General features: G+C 44.9%; 1 pseudogene. It reads right to left on the bottom strand.

The features are described from left to right. Positions 1-191: pseudogene (prfB, locus tag CHH91_RS21365) on the bottom strand (peptide chain release factor 2); the annotation flags it as partial. Positions 192-227: the final 36 nt, after the last annotated feature.

The following is a 227-nucleotide window of genomic DNA, read 5'->3' as shown; positions in this document are numbered from 1 at the left end:
CTTTTAAACCATTTGTTTCATTAATGATCGCTTGCGCTTGCTCCTGGTCATTCCAAAAATCAGGATCAGCCATTTTTTCTTCTAACTCCGCGATCCGCTCTTCCTTTTCTGCGACGTCAAAGAGACCCCCTAAAATCAGATAGTCGCTTCTCGAGCGCCACTAGTTCTTGCTTCATTTCTGTCATGTCCATCGTTTACACCTCTACATAAGAGGGCCCCTTATCGGT

The sequence above is a fragment of the Virgibacillus sp. 7505 genome (assembly GCF_002272135.1).
Taxonomy (GTDB): Bacteria; Bacillota; Bacilli; order Bacillales; family Amphibacillaceae; genus Terribacillus.
This window is presented reverse-complemented; position numbering and strand designations above follow the sequence as displayed.